Origin of the sequence: Bradyrhizobium sp. McL0615 (genome assembly GCF_049993905.1) — a bacterium.
GTDB lineage: Bacteria > Pseudomonadota > Alphaproteobacteria > Rhizobiales > Xanthobacteraceae > Bradyrhizobium.
In genome coordinates, this window is the sequence record NZ_CP188254.1 from 5,257,709 (window position 1) to 5,273,174 (window position 15,466).

Sequence of the window (15,466 nt, forward strand, 5' to 3'; positions counted from 1 at the left end):
GTTCATGATTTGTTTCGACTGCTAGTGTCTGTGACTGGGAGTTTTGGGGACTCCCGCGATGGGCCCTGGAGATTCGAAACCGAAAGACTGTGCCAACCGGGGGAATGCTCGCGATGCTTACGCGCAAACAGTATGAACTTCTGCGTTTCATCAACGAACGGCTGAAAGAAGCCGGCGTACCGCCCTCCTTCGACGAGATGAAGGACGCGCTCGACCTGCGCTCGAAATCCGGAATCCACCGCCTCATTACGGCACTGGAGGAGCGCGGCTTCATCCGCCGCCTGCCCAACCGCGCCCGCGCCATCGAAGTCATCAAGCTGCCGGAGCTGGCTGCCGCCAGCAATGGCCGTCGCGGCTTCACGCCGAGCGTCATCGAAGGCACGCTCGGCAAGCGAACGGTGAGCACGCCTACTGCCGAGGACGACGGCAACCGCCCGGTGGCCGTGCCCGTGATGGGCCGGATCGCCGCCGGTACGCCGATCGAGGCGCTGCAGACCCGCAGCCACACCATCAGCGTGCCGCCCGACATGCTGGGCTCTGGCGAGCATTACGCGCTCGAAGTGCGCGGCGATTCCATGGTGGATGCCGGCATTCTCGACGGCGACATGGCGCTGATCCAGCGCAACGAGACCGCCGACACCGGCGACATCGTGGTGGCGCTGATCGACGAGGAGGAAGCCACCCTCAAGCGCTTCCGCCGCCGCGGCGCCTCGATCGCCCTGGAGCCCGCCAACGCCGCCTACGAAGTCCGCATCCTGCCGCCGAACCGGGTCCGGATTCAGGGCAAGTTGATCGGGCTTTATCGCAAATACTGACCGATTGGCCTTGCGGACACGACTGCGACGCCCCGGCCTTCGGCCGGGGTTTTTTGTACGCGCATGGAACCAAACTGCGTTAGCGCGTTTGTGATTTAAACGCAGTGCGCCAGCCGCAGAATTGCCTAGAAACAAGAAAACGCTGTGCGCCAAGTCCGCTCTAAATATGTCCACTCTGATAGGGGCCTGTGCCTCCTCCCAGACACGGGTCAGCTATCTCAATTGAGGGAGCCATCCGATGTGTGACTATAGCCTGCATGCTGTGAAGACGCGGCCTGCCGAGGTCGGCGAGACGCTGATCTCCACGACGTTCCGCGGTACATCGACCCGCGGCTTTGCGTCGGAACGCGAACCAGCAGTGGCGGTCTGCATGCTTCCCGGCACCGAACTCGCGTTCGCCCAGGACGTCAGATACGACAACCGCTGGATCTGGACCCGAACCACCGACTGGCGGGTCGGCAAGTTCAACCAGATCGAACCCGAAGTGGCCGATCGCCACCACGATGCGATCGAATTTCCGGACGGAAGCCATGTGCTGGTGACGCAGCTTTGCGAAGGCCAGCGCGCCACCGTGCTGCAATTGCCGGTGACCGAGGGCGAACGTGCGGCGAAGGTGACGGAAGCGGCGCCGCGAACCGAATCCATCGTGACCGGTTAAACGACGCGCATGAGATCCGCCGGTTCAGGCCGGCGGATCATCGTGATATGGTTTTTCGAGAAACCAGGCACCGAGGGGCTGTCGGTGGTCAACAAGGTTACATGGCAAAAAGCCGGACGCGTCAGCGAGCCCGGACGGTACATGTTTCGGTATGGCTGGCTCACCGTCACAGCCGAAGACCTCGCGGTCTGGCAGCGATTCCCGGAGGCGTCGTTCACGCTGGTCAACCTGCCATCGGACCCCAACTCACCCGAGGAGTTTCATCTGGGCGCGTTCGAGATACCGGCAGACCCTTCAAGTCCCTCGCTCGACGAGCATTGAAGGCCGTCTATTCCTCCGCCTGAAGATCGGCCTCGGCCGGGGTGGCGTCCACGGTGCGCGGCGGCACGACACGGGGAGCAAGCACGCTGGCGTCTGTATCGCCGTCGTCGGCCATCGCCGGCGACCAAGGGCGGTCGATCCCTCTCGGCTTCACCGCCTCGACGACAAGTCCCTCACGGCCGCGGCGCAGGGCCATCGCGCCCTGCCGCCGCAGCCGGTCGGCATCGATGACGGACGCCGCGCATGAAGCGGGCGCCTGCCGCAGCGTCACGATGAGTGCCGCGCGCTCGCAATCGTCCGAAAGCGCCTCGGGCCTGAATGCCTGTGCGACCAGGCCGCCGCCGGCGGATTGCATCACGCAGCCAAGATCGTCGCACGAGACGCCCGCGGTGAGCGAGGCGTCAGCCGCGGTTCGCGCGTCGGCATCCGCCGCCAGCCACTCCTTCAGCAGGAAAGAATCCCGGGAGCCTTTCACTGCATGCATCAGATGCAGCCGGCCGTCCTGGCCGCGAACGCCGACATTGCGGCCGTCGGCGGAGATCAAAATATCCGGCTGCGGCACCCTCGCCGCCCACAGCGCCGCCACCAGCACCAGCACGGCGCCCGACCAGCGCAGCGGCGTGCGCAACAGGCCGACCAGGATGATGCCCGCGCTGGCCGCGATCAGCGGGCCGATGCCGAACGCCGGCACCCGGCCGACCGCGCCGGGCAGCGCCGCGACCCATTGCGTCACAAAAATCATCCAGTCGATGCCGATGCCCATGAGCGCCCAGAACACGCCATCGAAGCCGAACGGCATAGCGAGGAGGCCGAGCAGGCCGGCCGGCATCACGACCGCCGACACTACCGGCATCGCTGCCAGATTGGCCAGCACGCCATAGGGCGTGACCCGGTGGAAGTGAAAGGCCGCGTACGGCGTGGTCGCGAGCCCCGCCACCAGTGAGGCCAGCAGCAGCATCGTGAGTTCGCGGCCGCCCCACAGCGCCGCACGCGCGCTCGCGCCATGATCGGGCGTCGCGAACAGGCGCGGCATGCCGATCTGCACCAGCGCGACCAAACCCAGTGTGGCGGCAAACGACATCTGGAAGCTCGGATGCACCAGCGCTTCCGGCGCCACCGTAAGCACGATCAAGGCGGCGACCGCGAGCGTGCGAAACGTGATGGCGCGGCGATCGACCATGACCGCGATCAGCACCACAGCCGTCATGAAGAACGAGCGCTGCGTCGCCACTTCCGCCCCCGACAGCAGCAGATAGAACGCGGCGGCGACGAGGGCTGCTACTGCCGACCATTTCTTGATGGCGTAGCCGACCGTGAGTGCGGGAAACAGCGCCAGCAGCGCCCGCACCGCGAAGAACACGACACCGGCGACGACCGCCATGTGATATCCGGAGATCGAGAGCACATGGCCGAGACCCGAGATGAACATGGCATCGTTCACCGGCTGTGAGATCGCATCGCGACGCCCGGTCAACAGCGCGGTGGCAATCGCGCGCTTGTCGCCTTCCAGCGTCGTCCTGATCCGCGCGTCGATCGTATCGCGCAGTCCCTGCATCACAGCCGAATAGCGCAGGCGCAACCCGCCGCCCGTGGCCGGCGGATCCGTGGTCTTGATCGCACCCATCACGAAGCCGGAAGCGCCGATGCCGGCAAAGAACATGTCGCGACTGAAATCGTAACTGCCCGGCCGCACCGGCGAAAGTGGCGGCAACAGCCGCGCCTTCAGCTCGACAAAACTGCCGACCTCGGGCGCCGTGCCTTTCTTCACCGACAGCCGCACGCGCTCCAGCTTTGTCGTTCCGCGCGCGCTTTCCATGGTGACGACGCGCAGGACAAAACGGTCGGTGCGCTCGCGGATGTCCCGCGTTTCGACAAAGCCCGTCAGCGACACCGAAAACATCGGCCGCGCCAGCACGCCATGGGCAATCCGCGCGGTCTTCCAGGTCGCGATCGCAAAGCCCGCCGCTACGGCCGCGATCATCACCGCGACGGGAAAGAACTTTTGCCGCCGCAACAACACCGCAACTGCGCAAAGCACGATCGCCAAAGCGGCGGCCACGGACAAAACCGGCTCATGATCGGCGGCAAAGTAAAACGCAATGCCGGTCCCGAACGCCACCGGCACCCAGGGCAACAGTCGGCCGGCGCCGGCTTCCGCGCGCGCCCAGGCGCGCAGGGTTTCGATCAACGGTGGCCAGAAGGCGGGACGCGATGGCGCAAGGCCGCCAATGGGCGCTGCCGCACGCGGCGGCCATGTTCCGGCGTAGCCCCGCTTCCGGCCCGAAATGTCGCCCTGCTCCGCCACGCAACCACACCTTATGATCTTGTGCAGATCGCAAGACTACCGGACGTGGCACGTCGCCGGGAACCAGAACGGATGCAGAAACCGGAAGAAATGCACATCGGCTGACGCTACACTGGAGCACGCTGGGAATCGGACAAAGGTCGGACATCACATGAAGCTTGCGGCCTGCATTTCGATTGCGCTGGCGATATCGGGTTTACCGTCCGCACGGGCTGCGCCCGAGCAATGCCGTTTCATCGAGGCGAGGCCGGAGCGCGAGGCATGCTATCAGCGCCAGGAAACGGCGCGGGCCGCCGCCCGGCAAAAGGCCGAGGCGGCGCAACAGGCCGCAGAGCCAAAGCCGTACGAGCCGATGTCGTCCGAAGATGCCCAGCTCGCAAAATCCATGCGCGGCATTTGCCGGGGCTGCTAAGGCGTCGCCGCGCGGGCCTATTGCGCTATCAGCGGCGTCTTCGACGACACGTGATGGCTGACGATCTTCCATTCGCCGGCTTCGCGAATGATGACCCAGGTGATTTTGACCTGCAGCGGCGCGGCATTCGCATCGACGACAAAAGTCGCCGTGCCCGCGACGTTGATCACGTCGCCCGCGGCGTGTGCGGTGCGGACATCGGTGAATTGAACAGATGGTGAAGACCAGCGCGGCAGCGCGTCGAAATAGGCCTGCACGCCATCATTGCCGCGGTAGAAGGTCGGGTTTGAACCGAAGAAGAATGCGTTCCGGGAGTACAGCGATGCGAGCGCGCTGGCGTCCAGTTTGCTGAACGCCGTCGCCCATCTGCCCATGATGGTGGAGACGATGTCGTCGGTCGGACTGCGCTCGGAGGATCCCATCGATACAGCCTCTCGGTCGACGCCTTGCGGAGAAATCGTAGGGTGGGCAAAGCGAAGCGTGCCCACCCTCACGAGCACGGCGCGGAATGGTGGGCACGGCGCAAACGCGCCTTTGCCCACCCTACGCCGTTGTTCACCCCTTGCCGCCGACTTCCTTTGCAAAGGTGTCGCGCAGGCCGATGGTGCGGTTGAACACCGGCTTGCCGGGCATCGAATCCTTGTCGCGCACGAAGTAGCCCTGGCGCTCGAACTGCATCACCTCGCCGGAATTATCCGATGCCACCGACGGCTCGATCCGCGCGTCGGGCAATATCTCCAGCGACTCCGGATTGAGGTCGGCGGCGAAATTCGCGGCGTTCGGGCTGGGGTTTGCGAACAGCTGGTTGTAGACGCGGATTTCCGCCGGCACCGACTGTGCGGCCGACAGCCAGTGCATGGTGGCCTTGACCTTGCGTCCATCCGGCGCGTTGCCGCCCTTGGTCGCGGGATCGTAGGTGCACCGCAGTTCGACAACCTCGCCCGCGTCGTTCTTGATGACACCGGAGCACTTGACGAAATAGGCGTAGCGCAGCCGCACCTCGTTGCCCGGCGACAGGCGGAAGAACTTTTTGGGCGGGTTCTCCATGAAATCGTCGCGCTCGATATAGAGCTCGCGGCCGAACGAAATCTTTCGCGTGCCCAACGAAGGATCGTCGGGATGGTTGACGGCCTCGAGCTCCTCGGTCTGGCCTTCCGGATAATTCTCGATCACGACCTTCAGGGGCCGCAACACCGCCATCCGCCGCTGCGCTGATTTGTTCAAGTGTTCGCGAATGCAGAACTCCAGCATGCCGACATCGACCACGCTGTTGGCTTTTGCCACGCCGATGCGCTTGACGAATTCGCGTACCGCGGCCGGCGGCACGCCGCGCCGCTTCAACCCGGCAATGGTCGGCATGCGCGGATCGTCCCAACCCAGGACGTGGCCATCGCGGACGAGCTGCGTCAGCACGCGCTTGGACAGCAGCGTGTAGGTCAGGTTCAGCCGGGCGAATTCGTACTGCCGCGGTTTCGACGGCACCGGCAGCTTGTCGAGCAGCCACTCATAAAGCGGCCGGTGATCCTCGAACTCGAGCGTGCAGATCGAATGCGTGATGCCTTCGATGGCGTCCGACTGGCCGTGGGCGTAATCGTAGCTCGGATAGATCGACCATTTGGTGCCGGTGCGCGGGTGCTCGGCATGCAGGATACGATACAGCACGGGGTCGCGCAGGTTGATGTTGCCGCTGGCCATGTCGATTTTGGCGCGCAGCACGCGCGTGCCGTTCGGAAACTCGCCGGCCTTCATGCGTCTGAAGAGGTCGAGGTTTTCGTCCACCGTGCGATCACGAAACGGCGAGTTCTTGCCGGGTTCCGTCAGCGTGCCGCGGCTGACGCGGATTTCCTCCTGCGACTGGTCGTCGACATAGGCGTGGCCTGCCTTGATCAGGCCTTCGGCCCAATCGTACAGGCGCTCGAAATAATCCGAGGCGTAATAGAGATCGGTTCCCCAGTCGTAACCGAGCCAGTGCACGTCGGCCTGGATGGAATCGATATATTCCTGCTCTTCCCGGGTCGGGTTGGTGTCGTCGAAGCGCAGATGGCACTTGCCGGCGAATTCCTGCGCGATGCCGAAATTAAGGGCAATCGACTTGGCATGGCCGATGTGCAGGTAGCCGTTCGGCTCCGGCGGAAATCGGGTCACGATCCGGCTGTGTTTTTTGGAAGAGAGATCGGCCTGCACGATGTCGCGGATGAAATCGCGCCCTGCCTCGGCCGTTGTCGTTTCAGTCGTCATCCTGCTTCCTTACGTCTTTCGTTCCTGTCACGGCGGTCTCTTCGCCCTCAGAGCCCGGCGATTTTTCTACGCACGCGTTCCGCAAACGCCTGCCGCGAGGCCGGCGTCGATCGATCCATATCATAATGCGCCAGATAGAATGATCGAACCCCGGGCCCGCACATCGGCTTCAAGGCGCGGAACAGCACCTTGCGGCCGGGGTCCTGCATCACGATGCGGGTGAGCCACCAGGGCGAGCCATAGGTCGTCACCACGCCGAAAAGCTTGATGTTGGTTAGCAGGGGCTCGATGCGTCCGCCATTCAAATCATGCGCAAAAGCCGTTCCCGGCGCCCAGACCCGGTCGAAATAGCCCTTCAACATGGCCGGCATCGAGAACCACCAGTGCGGAAAGCAGAAAATGATGCCGTCGGCCTGCCGCAATTGCCGAACCAGCGGAGCCACCTCCTGCTCGGCATAGGCCGGCTGATAGTAGCTCCGGCGCTCCGCCTCGGTCATGACAGGCGAAAACCGCTCCCGGTAAAGATCGGTCGCGACAACCTGGTGCCGCTCCTGCAGCTGGTCGACGATGATCCGGAACAAGGCGTGGTTATAGCTATCCGTCAGCGGATGGCTATGAACGACCTGGATTAGCATTGGTACAATCTCCCGGCCCTATGATACACGGTCGCCCACCAACCACCTTTCATATCCCGCGCGGTCAATGAACACCTCTTCCGTCGTCACACGCTTCGCCCCCTCGCCCACCGGCTTCCTCCACATCGGCGGCGCCCGGACCGCGCTGTTCAACTGGCTCTACGCCAAAAAGACCGGCGGCAAGATGCTGCTGCGGATCGAGGACACCGACCGCGAACGCTCGACCGAGCCGGCCATCGCCGCGATCCTGGATGGCCTGAAATGGCTGGAGCTCGATTGGGACGGCGACGTCATCTACCAGTTCAGCCGCGCCGCCCGCCACCGCGAGGTCGCCGAGCAACTGCTGGCCAGCGGCAAGGCTTACCGCTGCTACGCCACCGCGGAGGAACTGACGGCGATGCGCGAGAAGGCGCGCGCCGAGGGCCGCACCCGCCTCTATGACGGGCTGTGGCGCGACCGTGATCCCTCCGAGGCGCCCGCCGGCATGAAGCCGACCATCCGCCTGAAGGCACAGCAGACCGGCGAGACCGTGATCGAGGACCAGGTTCAGGGCCGCGTGGTCTGGCAGAACGAGAACCTCGACGATCTCGTGCTGCTGCGCGGCGACGGCAACCCGACCTACATGCTGGCGGTCGTGGTCGACGACCATGACATGGGCGTCACCCATGTGATCCGCGGCGACGACCATCTGATCAACGCGGCGCGGCAGAAGCAGATCTATGATGCGCTCGGATGGGACATTCCGAACATGTCCCACATCCCGCTGATCCACGGGCCGGACGGCGCAAAACTCTCGAAGCGCCACGGCGCGCTCGGCGTCGAGGCCTACCGCGCCATGGGCTATCTGCCGGCGGCGCTGCGCAATTATCTGGTCCGGCTCGGCTGGAGCCATGGCGACCAGGAAATCTTCTCGACGCAGGAAATGATCGACGCCTTCGATCTGCCCGCGATCGGCCGCTCCGCGGCACGGTTCGATTTCGCCAAGCTGGAAAACCTCAACGGCCACTACATCCGTCACGCCGACGACCGCGAACTGGTGTCCCAGTTCGAGAGCGTGCTGGATTACCTCCCGGAAGGCGCCGAGCTGAAGCCAAAACTCAACGCCACGACGCGCGACCAACTGCTTCGCGCCATGCCGAGTCTGAAGGAGCGCGCCAAGACCCTGATCGAGCTGATATCGGGCGCCTACTTCATCTTTGCCGACCGTCCGCTCGAGGTCGAGCCGAAGGCGGCCGCCCTGCTGACGCCGGAGACCCGCATCCTGATCGGCCAACTCCGGACCGCGCTGGAAGCCGTCACCGACTGGCGCGCCGAGACGACGGAAGCCGCCATGCGGAATTTCGCAGAGCAGAACAACCTCAAGCTCGGCGCCGTCGCCCAGCCACTCCGGGTGGCGCTGACCGGACGCACGACCTCGCCGGGCATTTTCGATGTTCTGGCGGTCCTGGGGCGGGAGGAATGCCTGGCCCGTCTTGCGGATCAGGTGGCCGGCTGACGCCCCTACCATATGGGGACCGCGGCCATCTTGCAGTGCACAGGGCAATAAGCTACGCCTTTGACGCCGCTTCTATAGTACCCGGCTTCCCTTGCTGCTGCCGCAAAATGGCACCAGGGTCGGCGCGGTTTTTCGTAACGATTTCATCGGGGATTCACGATGGACGCAAAATCCAGCAACACGACTGCAACGCTCACGGTAGGTAACAAGACCTACGATTTCCCGATCCTCAGCGGCACGGTGGGGCCCGATGTCATCGACATCGCCAAGCTCTACGCCCAGGCCGGGATGTTCACCTACGACCCCGGCTTCACCTCGACCGGCAGCTGCCAGTCGAAGATCACCTATATCGACGGCGATGCCGGCGTTCTCGAATACCGCGGCTACCCGATCGAGCAGCTCGCCGAAAAGGGCGACTTCCTCGAAACCTGCTACCTGCTGCTTTACGGGGAGCTTCCGACGCCCGCCCAGAAGCAGGATTTCGACAGCCGAGTGATCCATCACACCATGGTTCACGAGCAGATGGCCCGCTTCTTCCAGGGTTTTCGCCGCGACGCCCATCCGATGGCGATCATGGTCGCCGCCGTCGGCGCGCTCGCCGCGTTCTATCACGACAGCACCGACATCAACGATCCGAAGCAGCGCATGATCGCCTCGATGCGCATGATCGCGAAGGTGCCGACACTGGCCGCGATGGCCTTCAAATACACCATCGGCCAGCCCTTCATGTATCCGAAGAACTCGCTCTCGTTTGCCGAGAACTTCCTGCACATGTGCTTCGCGGTGCCCTGCGAGGACTACAAGATCAATCCGGTGCTGGCTGACGCGCTCGACAAGATATTCATCCTGCACGCCGACCATGAGCAGAACGCCTCGACCTCGACGGTACGTATCGCCGGCTCTTCGGGCGCCAACCCGTTCGCCTGTATCGCCGCCGGCATCGCCTGCCTGTGGGGCCCGGCGCATGGCGGCGCCAACGAAGCCGCGCTTGCGATGCTCGCGGACATCGGTTCGGTCGACAAGATCCCCGAGTTCATCAAGAAGGTGAAGGACAAGAACTCAGAAGTCCGCCTGATGGGCTTCGGCCACCGCGTCTACAAGAACTACGATCCGCGCGCCAAGATCATGCAGAAGATGTGTCACGCCGTGCTGGCCGAGACCGGCCATGGCGACGACCCGATGCTGAAGGTCGCACTCGAGCTGGAAAAGATCGCGCTTTCCGACCAGTACTTCATCGACCGCAAGCTCTACCCGAACGTCGACTTCTATTCGGGCATCACGCTGAAGGCGATGGGCTTCCCGACCTCGATGTTCACCGTGCTGTTCGCGGTCGCCCGCACCGTCGGCTGGATCAGCCAGTGGAGCGAGATGATCGAGGACCCGCAGCAGAAGATCGGCCGTCCGCGCCAGCTCTATACGGGCGTCGCGCGCCGCGACTATGTGGCGATGGACAAGCGGAAGTAAGTCCCGGCCTCAAGGCCTTGGAAGCGGCGTCATCGCAAGATGGCGCCGCTTTCGTTTGAGGGAACCGAGACCGCACGCGACGCGGCCGATCATTCGGGAATTCCCGCGAGCCGTAGCCCCTCAACGAGATGAGCGACATCCTCCTGTCGGCGGAATGGTGCGAGTTCGCCTACGCCCGACAGTCGAAATGTTGGATCAAGGCTGAGGATTCTGCGAGCTACAGATCCGGCTTGATCGAGCTTGCCTTGGAGGGCCAGGGAACAAGCAAGAAGACGCAGCGCACCCAAATGGCCATTTGTAAGCTGCACCGCCTCGCTTGCGAGTCGCTCCGCCGTCTCGAACCGGCCCAGGAAGAAATTCGCGGTGCCGACCATTGAAATCATGATCCGCCGGTTGGGATCGCGCGGACTGAGCCTCATGGCCCGATTCTGATGTTCGATCGCGACATCGTGGTGCCCCATGTAGAGTCTTACCCAACCACTGACGCTCCATGCGAACGCGGAATTCGGATTGAGCTCAACTGCCTGGTCTGCCAACGACGCCGCGGCATCCAGTTCACCGCCCAGGAAGCCGAGAACCAACGCACCCGCTGCAAGCGCGACCTCGTCATCACTTCCGAAGGTGACTGCAAGCCGGGCCAACCTCACGGCCTCGGCTGTTTCTTGCTGAGGATCAATCATCCAGTGAGGGTGCTTCTTTGCGTTTATGCAGAGAGCAGCGCGCGCATAGGCGCCACCATAATGAGGATCGAGCTCAATCGCCTTATAGGCGAGGCGCAGCGCTTCCTCGTTTGCTTCCCGATCGCCATGCCGCCACACTGCGTTGGCCCGCAGGACGTAGTCATAGGCATCGAGCTTGTCCGTCGGCTTTCGTTGCGAGAGAAGAGCTTGCTCAAATTGGAGCCGCATATCCACGGTTACGGCGATGCGTTCGGTGACGCGATCCTGCAGCGCGAATATGTCGTCAAGCTCGCCGTCGAACTGGTCTGCCCACAAGTGGACGCTGGTTGCCGCTTCGATCAACTGTCCCGTAATGCGCACGCGGCGGCCTGCCTTGCGCACGCTGCCTTCGACCACATAGCGTACGCCCAGTTCGCGGCCGACCTGCTTGATGTCGACCGCCTTGCCCTTATAGGTGAAGCTCGAATTGCGGGCTATGACGAACAGCGACCTGAACCGCGACAATGCGGTGATGATGTTCTCCGACATCCCGTCAGCGAAATAATCCTGTTCCTGGTCGCCCGACATGTTTTGGAAGGGCAGCACCGCAATCGAGGGTTTATCGGGGAGTGCCAATGCCTGTTTCGGCGATTGAACGAGACCGTTGGCAGCTGCTTCATCGGCAGGATTCTCGGCTTCCTGCACCTGTCCGACGAAGCGGAATCCCCTCCGTGGCAACGTCTTGATCAGGCGTTGCCCCTCCCCGGAATCGCCGATTGCAGTCCGGACGACGTTCAGGCGCGTCGTCAGCGCTGCATCCGACACACTCCGCCCCTTCCAGATCGCGTTGATCAGGTCGTCCTTGCTGACGACGCGCTCCCTGTTGCGGATCAGGTAATCGAGGAGGTCGAAGACCTGTGGCGCAATGGAGACCACCTCCACCCCGCGACGCAATTCGCGCCGGTCGGTGTCGAATACATAGTCCTGGAAGTGATAGCGCAAGACGCCAATCCCTTGGACAATCACCGGCTCCGTCTGGACTGTTCAGAGTATGCCGCCGATGAGAAAAATGTAAGCTGGATATCCGGGCGTCACCCTCTGGGGCCCGGCGCATGGCGGCGCCGTCGGCTGGATCGGCCAGTGGAGCGAGACGATCGAGGACCCGCAGCAGAAGATCGGCCGTCCGCGCCAGCTCTACACCGGCGTAGCCCGCGGCGATTACGTGGCGATGGACAAGCGGAAGTAAGCGCTGCTCGCATGACAAATCAAAATCCGGATGCGATCGTCGCGTCCGGCTTTCGTGTTTTGGAAGGTAGGCTCCGAGCTATCCGCGTCATTGCGAGCGCAGCGAAGCAATCCATCGTGCCGCAATTGGAAATTGTGGATTGCGTCGCTGCGCTCGCAATGACGGCGTCGGAGCCGGATTTTTCTCGGGAGGCACCATGCTTGCTGGAAACTGCCTGTGCGGGAGCGTGGCGTACGAAGTCGACGCCGATCCCGGGCCGATCGTTCATTGCCATTGCCGCACCTGCCGCAAGACACATGGGTCGGCCTTTTCGACCGTGACCAACGTCCCCCGCGACCGCTTTCGCTGGATCAGGGGCGAAGGCCTGCTCAAGGGTTTTGAATCCTCGCCCGGCAAGACGCGGTATTTCTGCACCCAATGTGGCTCGCATATCGTCGCCGCGCGCGAGGGCAAGGACACCATCCTGCTTCGGATGGGCTGCCTCGATACGCCGATTGCCGCACGGCCCAGAATGCACATCTGGCGATCGGATGGCGCGTCGTGGTTCGATCCCAAGGATCAATTGCCGGAGTGGCCGGAAGGCACGCCGCCACAGGCGTAGTGCGGCGAAAATTTTCGCCACACTGTGACACACTGTGAATCGAATAAATGCACTACACCGTAGTTCCAAACTTGCTCGCCGCGTGACGCCTATCACGTACTTATCCGTACACCCCGGTCATTCTCTTTCTCCTGAGCTGCATGGTGCAGCCACACCGACCGGGATGACGGACATGAAAACCTCACGCATCGCTCTGTTCGCTTTGGCAGCCATCATTGGAAGCGGCTCGCTGGTCAGCTCAGCGCAGCAGGCGGCAGCTGGAAGTCTCGACTTCTTGAATCGGATGAATCCGCAGTACACGAACTGCGTCGCCACGACACGCGCCAATATAGCTCCGCAGTATCGCGACACGCGCGCCGTTCATGACGGCATCATCGACAACTGTTCTCGGAGATTTCCTCCGTTCGGCAAGTAACAAGCTCAATGTCTGAAAGCCGAAATACGTAAATACGGTGATTCAATTGCCCAGCCTGCGTAGGGTGGGCAAAGCACAGCGTGCTCACCCTTTCACTGCACGCGGAGAGCGTTGGTGGGCACGCTTCGCTTTGCCCACCCTACAAAACTCCTACCCCCGCCGCGCCTGCCACATCGTCGACAGCACGATATCGGCGGCGCGCGCGCTCGGCGGCTGGTTACCGGTCGACAGGATCGCGTCGATCTTGCCGAACGCCTCCAGCTGCGTTCGACGCAGGTCGCTGTCGCTCAACACCTCGCGCAGCGCGGCTGCGAGTTTTTCCGGCGTGCAGTCCTCCTGCAGGAATTCGGGAATGACGTTCTCGCCGATCACGAGATTGGCCAGGATCACCGAGTTCACCTTGATGGCGCGGCGCAGGATCCAGGCCTCCACCGAGCCGGTCCGGTAGGCCGTCACCATCGGTACATTGGCCAAGGCCAGTTCGAGCGTCACCGTGCCGGATTTGGCCAACGCCGCGTGCGCGATCCGGAACTTGGCGCGCTTCTCCTGTTCGCCGATCACGACCTGGGGCTGCACCGGCCAGGTCTTCACCGCATCCACGACCGCTTCCTGCAGATGCGGCATGGTCGGCAGCACCAGTTCGAACGGTACGCCCTGCTCCTGCAGCCGCGCCACCGCCTGGCCGAACACGGCCATGTGGTGTCGGATTTCGCTGCGCCGGCTTCCCGGCAGCACCAGCAGCACCGGTGGCGATTCCGCCCGCCGCGTGGCTTCCTCGGCGTTCGGGCGCAGCGATGACAGCTGCTCGGTCAGGGGATGGCCGACATAGCTGCAGGGCGGCCCGTGCAGCCTGCGATAGGCCTCAGGCTCGAACGGCAGCAGCGCCAGCACGTGATCGACATATTTCAGCATCGCGCGCGCCCGGCCGGGCCGCCACGCCCACACCGAGGGCGAGACATAGTTGACGATCGGGATCCTGGAATCCTTGGCGCGAACGCGTTTGGCGACGCGGTGGGTGAAGTCCGGACTGTCGATGATGACGAGAATATCCGGTGTCGCTTCCGTCACCGCGATGGCCGTTTCCTTGATCAGCCCGAGGATCTTCGGCAGATCCCTGACGACGGCCGCGAGCCCAATGATCGACAGTTCTTCGATCGGAAACAGCGACTCCAGGCCCTCGCGCGCCATCGCGCGGCCGCCGATGCCTTCGAACCGCACCCCGTCGCCAAGGCGCTGGCGCAGCACTTTCATCAAATTGGCGCCGAGGCGATCGCCGGACTCTTCCGTCGCAATCAGAAATATCCGTCGCTCCATCCCGGCGGTGGCGCGAGACGGCGTCACGCGCGTAAGCCTTGGATGAACAGGCCGGCGCGATCAGCAGCCTCGATCATGGCTTGCGAGTCGGCGGCAATCGTATGGCCGGCGATCACGGCAATGCCGGCGAGCCCGGCGCCCGCTGCGCCTTCGATGGTTCTAATGCCCACGGCCGGCAGGTCGAAGCGCAAATCCTGGCCGCTCTTGGGCGCCTTCACCAGCACGCCGCGGCCGGATTTGGCGCGAATGCGCCCGGCCTCACGCAGCCGCGCCACGCGCGCCAACAGCCCGTCGGTGCCCTCGATGTCCTCAACCGCGACCACGTGCCCATCGATCACCACCACGGCCTGGCCGATGTCGAAGGGGCCGAGCGCCCCGAGCACCTCCCGCCCCCTGGCGATATCGGCTGTGGCAGCGGGATCGGGCGCGGCGCGGGCAATGTTTCCCTCCGGCATCAGAATGTCGGGCGCGACATCCCGGATGCCGACCATCCGGAAACCGTCCTGTTCGAGGATGCGGCCGATCCCGGACAACAGATGATCGTCACCGCCGCGAAACGCCGCCCAGACGCGGCCGAGGACGCGGACCGTTCCCCAGTCCAGCCGGATTTCCGACAGCGCCGGGCGCAGCAGCGTGCCGATGAAGATCAGGTCGCGGCAGCCCTCGCTGCGGAACAGTTTTGTGGCGCGGCCGAGTTGTCCGACCGAAATCCAGTGATGGCGGAAGCGCTCGACGCGATCAGGATCACAGGCGCCGCGGAGCGCGAACAGCACCGGCGCGATCCCGCGCTGGCTAAGCGACTCCGCCACCGCAAACGGCATGGCGCCACCGCCGGCGATAACGCCGACCGGCGATGAAATGTCAGAAGCCGCTGAATTCATGGCTGCG

At 63.6% G+C, this 15,466-nt stretch carries 15 protein-coding genes; 8 read left to right on the plus strand and 7 right to left on the minus strand.

The features are described 5' to 3' along the window. Positions 1-113 precede the first annotated feature (113 nt). From lexA to ACPPVP_RS24955, 3 genes are all read left to right on the plus strand, one after another. Positions 114-815 carry a transcriptional repressor LexA gene (lexA, locus tag ACPPVP_RS24945; RefSeq protein ID WP_426525401.1) on the plus strand — a complete coding sequence of 234 codons (702 nt, stop codon included), beginning with the start codon at positions 114-116 and terminating at the stop codon, positions 813-815. A gap of 238 nt (positions 816-1,053) precedes the next feature. Next, positions 1,054-1,473 (plus strand): hypothetical protein, encoded by a 420-nt coding sequence (locus ACPPVP_RS24950; RefSeq protein WP_426525403.1) that lies wholly within the window; start codon positions 1,054-1,056, stop codon positions 1,471-1,473. Positions 1,474-1,482: 9 nt separating this feature from the next. Continuing rightward, positions 1,483-1,794, plus strand: coding sequence for a hypothetical protein (locus tag ACPPVP_RS24955; RefSeq protein ID WP_426525405.1), 312 nt, complete (start codon positions 1,483-1,485; stop codon positions 1,792-1,794). 7 nt (positions 1,795-1,801) lie between these two features. Here ACPPVP_RS24955 and ACPPVP_RS24960 read toward each other — a convergent pair whose 3' ends face one another. Beyond that, entirely contained in the window at positions 1,802-4,099 is a 2,298-nt protein-coding gene (locus ACPPVP_RS24960; RefSeq protein WP_426525407.1) for a ComEC/Rec2 family competence protein, read from the minus strand. 151 nt (positions 4,100-4,250) lie between these two features. On the opposite strand from ACPPVP_RS24960, the gene ACPPVP_RS24965 reads away from it, so the two are divergent. Continuing rightward, positions 4,251-4,511 (plus strand): hypothetical protein, encoded by a 261-nt coding sequence (locus ACPPVP_RS24965; RefSeq protein ID WP_426525408.1) that lies wholly within the window; start codon positions 4,251-4,253, stop codon positions 4,509-4,511. 17 nt (positions 4,512-4,528) lie between these two features. Here ACPPVP_RS24965 and ACPPVP_RS24970 read toward each other — a convergent pair whose 3' ends face one another. The 3 genes from ACPPVP_RS24970 to ACPPVP_RS24980 form a co-directional block, all read right to left on the minus strand. Further along, on the minus strand, positions 4,529-4,933 hold the full coding sequence (locus ACPPVP_RS24970) for a YybH family protein (RefSeq protein ID WP_426525410.1): 405 nt from the start codon (positions 4,931-4,933) through the stop codon (positions 4,529-4,531). A 133-nt stretch (positions 4,934-5,066) separates the two neighbouring features. Continuing rightward, positions 5,067-6,749 (minus strand): glutamine--tRNA ligase/YqeY domain fusion protein, encoded by a 1,683-nt coding sequence (locus ACPPVP_RS24975; protein WP_426525412.1) that lies wholly within the window; start codon positions 6,747-6,749, stop codon positions 5,067-5,069. Positions 6,750-6,796: 47 nt separating this feature from the next. Next, entirely contained in the window at positions 6,797-7,384 is a 588-nt protein-coding gene (locus ACPPVP_RS24980; RefSeq protein WP_426525414.1) for an NAD(P)H-dependent oxidoreductase, read from the minus strand. Between the two features lie 67 nt (positions 7,385-7,451). On the opposite strand from ACPPVP_RS24980, the gene gltX reads away from it, so the two are divergent. Both gltX and gltA read left to right on the plus strand, forming a co-directional pair. After that, complete coding sequence (gene gltX / locus ACPPVP_RS24985) at positions 7,452-8,879, plus strand: glutamate--tRNA ligase (RefSeq protein ID WP_426525416.1); 1,428 nt, start codon at positions 7,452-7,454, stop codon at positions 8,877-8,879. A 159-nt stretch (positions 8,880-9,038) separates the two neighbouring features. Next, a complete protein-coding gene (gene gltA, locus ACPPVP_RS24990; protein ID WP_426525418.1) occupies positions 9,039-10,343 on the plus strand; it encodes a citrate synthase in 1,305 nt (434 codons plus the stop codon). An 89-nt stretch (positions 10,344-10,432) separates the two neighbouring features. Here the strand turns inward: gltA and ACPPVP_RS24995 are convergent, their stop codons facing one another. Beyond that, the gene (locus ACPPVP_RS24995) at positions 10,433-12,004 is read right to left on the minus strand and encodes a winged helix-turn-helix domain-containing tetratricopeptide repeat protein (protein ID WP_426525420.1); all 1,572 of its coding nucleotides are present in this window, start codon (positions 12,002-12,004) and stop codon (positions 10,433-10,435) included. A 440-nt stretch (positions 12,005-12,444) separates the two neighbouring features. Between ACPPVP_RS24995 and ACPPVP_RS25000 the strand changes: the two genes are divergently transcribed. Beyond that, positions 12,445-12,849 carry a GFA family protein gene (locus tag ACPPVP_RS25000; protein ID WP_426525422.1) on the plus strand — a complete coding sequence of 135 codons (405 nt, stop codon included), beginning with the start codon at positions 12,445-12,447 and terminating at the stop codon, positions 12,847-12,849. 172 nt (positions 12,850-13,021) lie between these two features. After that, positions 13,022-13,264 carry a hypothetical protein gene (locus tag ACPPVP_RS25005; protein ID WP_426525424.1) on the plus strand — a complete coding sequence of 81 codons (243 nt, stop codon included), beginning with the start codon at positions 13,022-13,024 and terminating at the stop codon, positions 13,262-13,264. Positions 13,265-13,414: 150 nt separating this feature from the next. On the opposite strand, the gene lpxB is transcribed toward ACPPVP_RS25005, so the two are convergent. Together lpxB and ACPPVP_RS25015 are read right to left on the minus strand one after the other, a co-directional pair. Continuing rightward, complete coding sequence (lpxB, locus tag ACPPVP_RS25010; protein WP_426538044.1) at positions 13,415-14,578, minus strand: lipid-A-disaccharide synthase; 1,164 nt, start codon at positions 14,576-14,578, stop codon at positions 13,415-13,417. A gap of 23 nt (positions 14,579-14,601) precedes the next feature. Continuing rightward, positions 14,602-15,459 carry an LpxI family protein gene (locus tag ACPPVP_RS25015; RefSeq protein WP_426525426.1) on the minus strand — a complete coding sequence of 286 codons (858 nt, stop codon included), beginning with the start codon at positions 15,457-15,459 and terminating at the stop codon, positions 14,602-14,604. Positions 15,460-15,466: the final 7 nt, after the last annotated feature.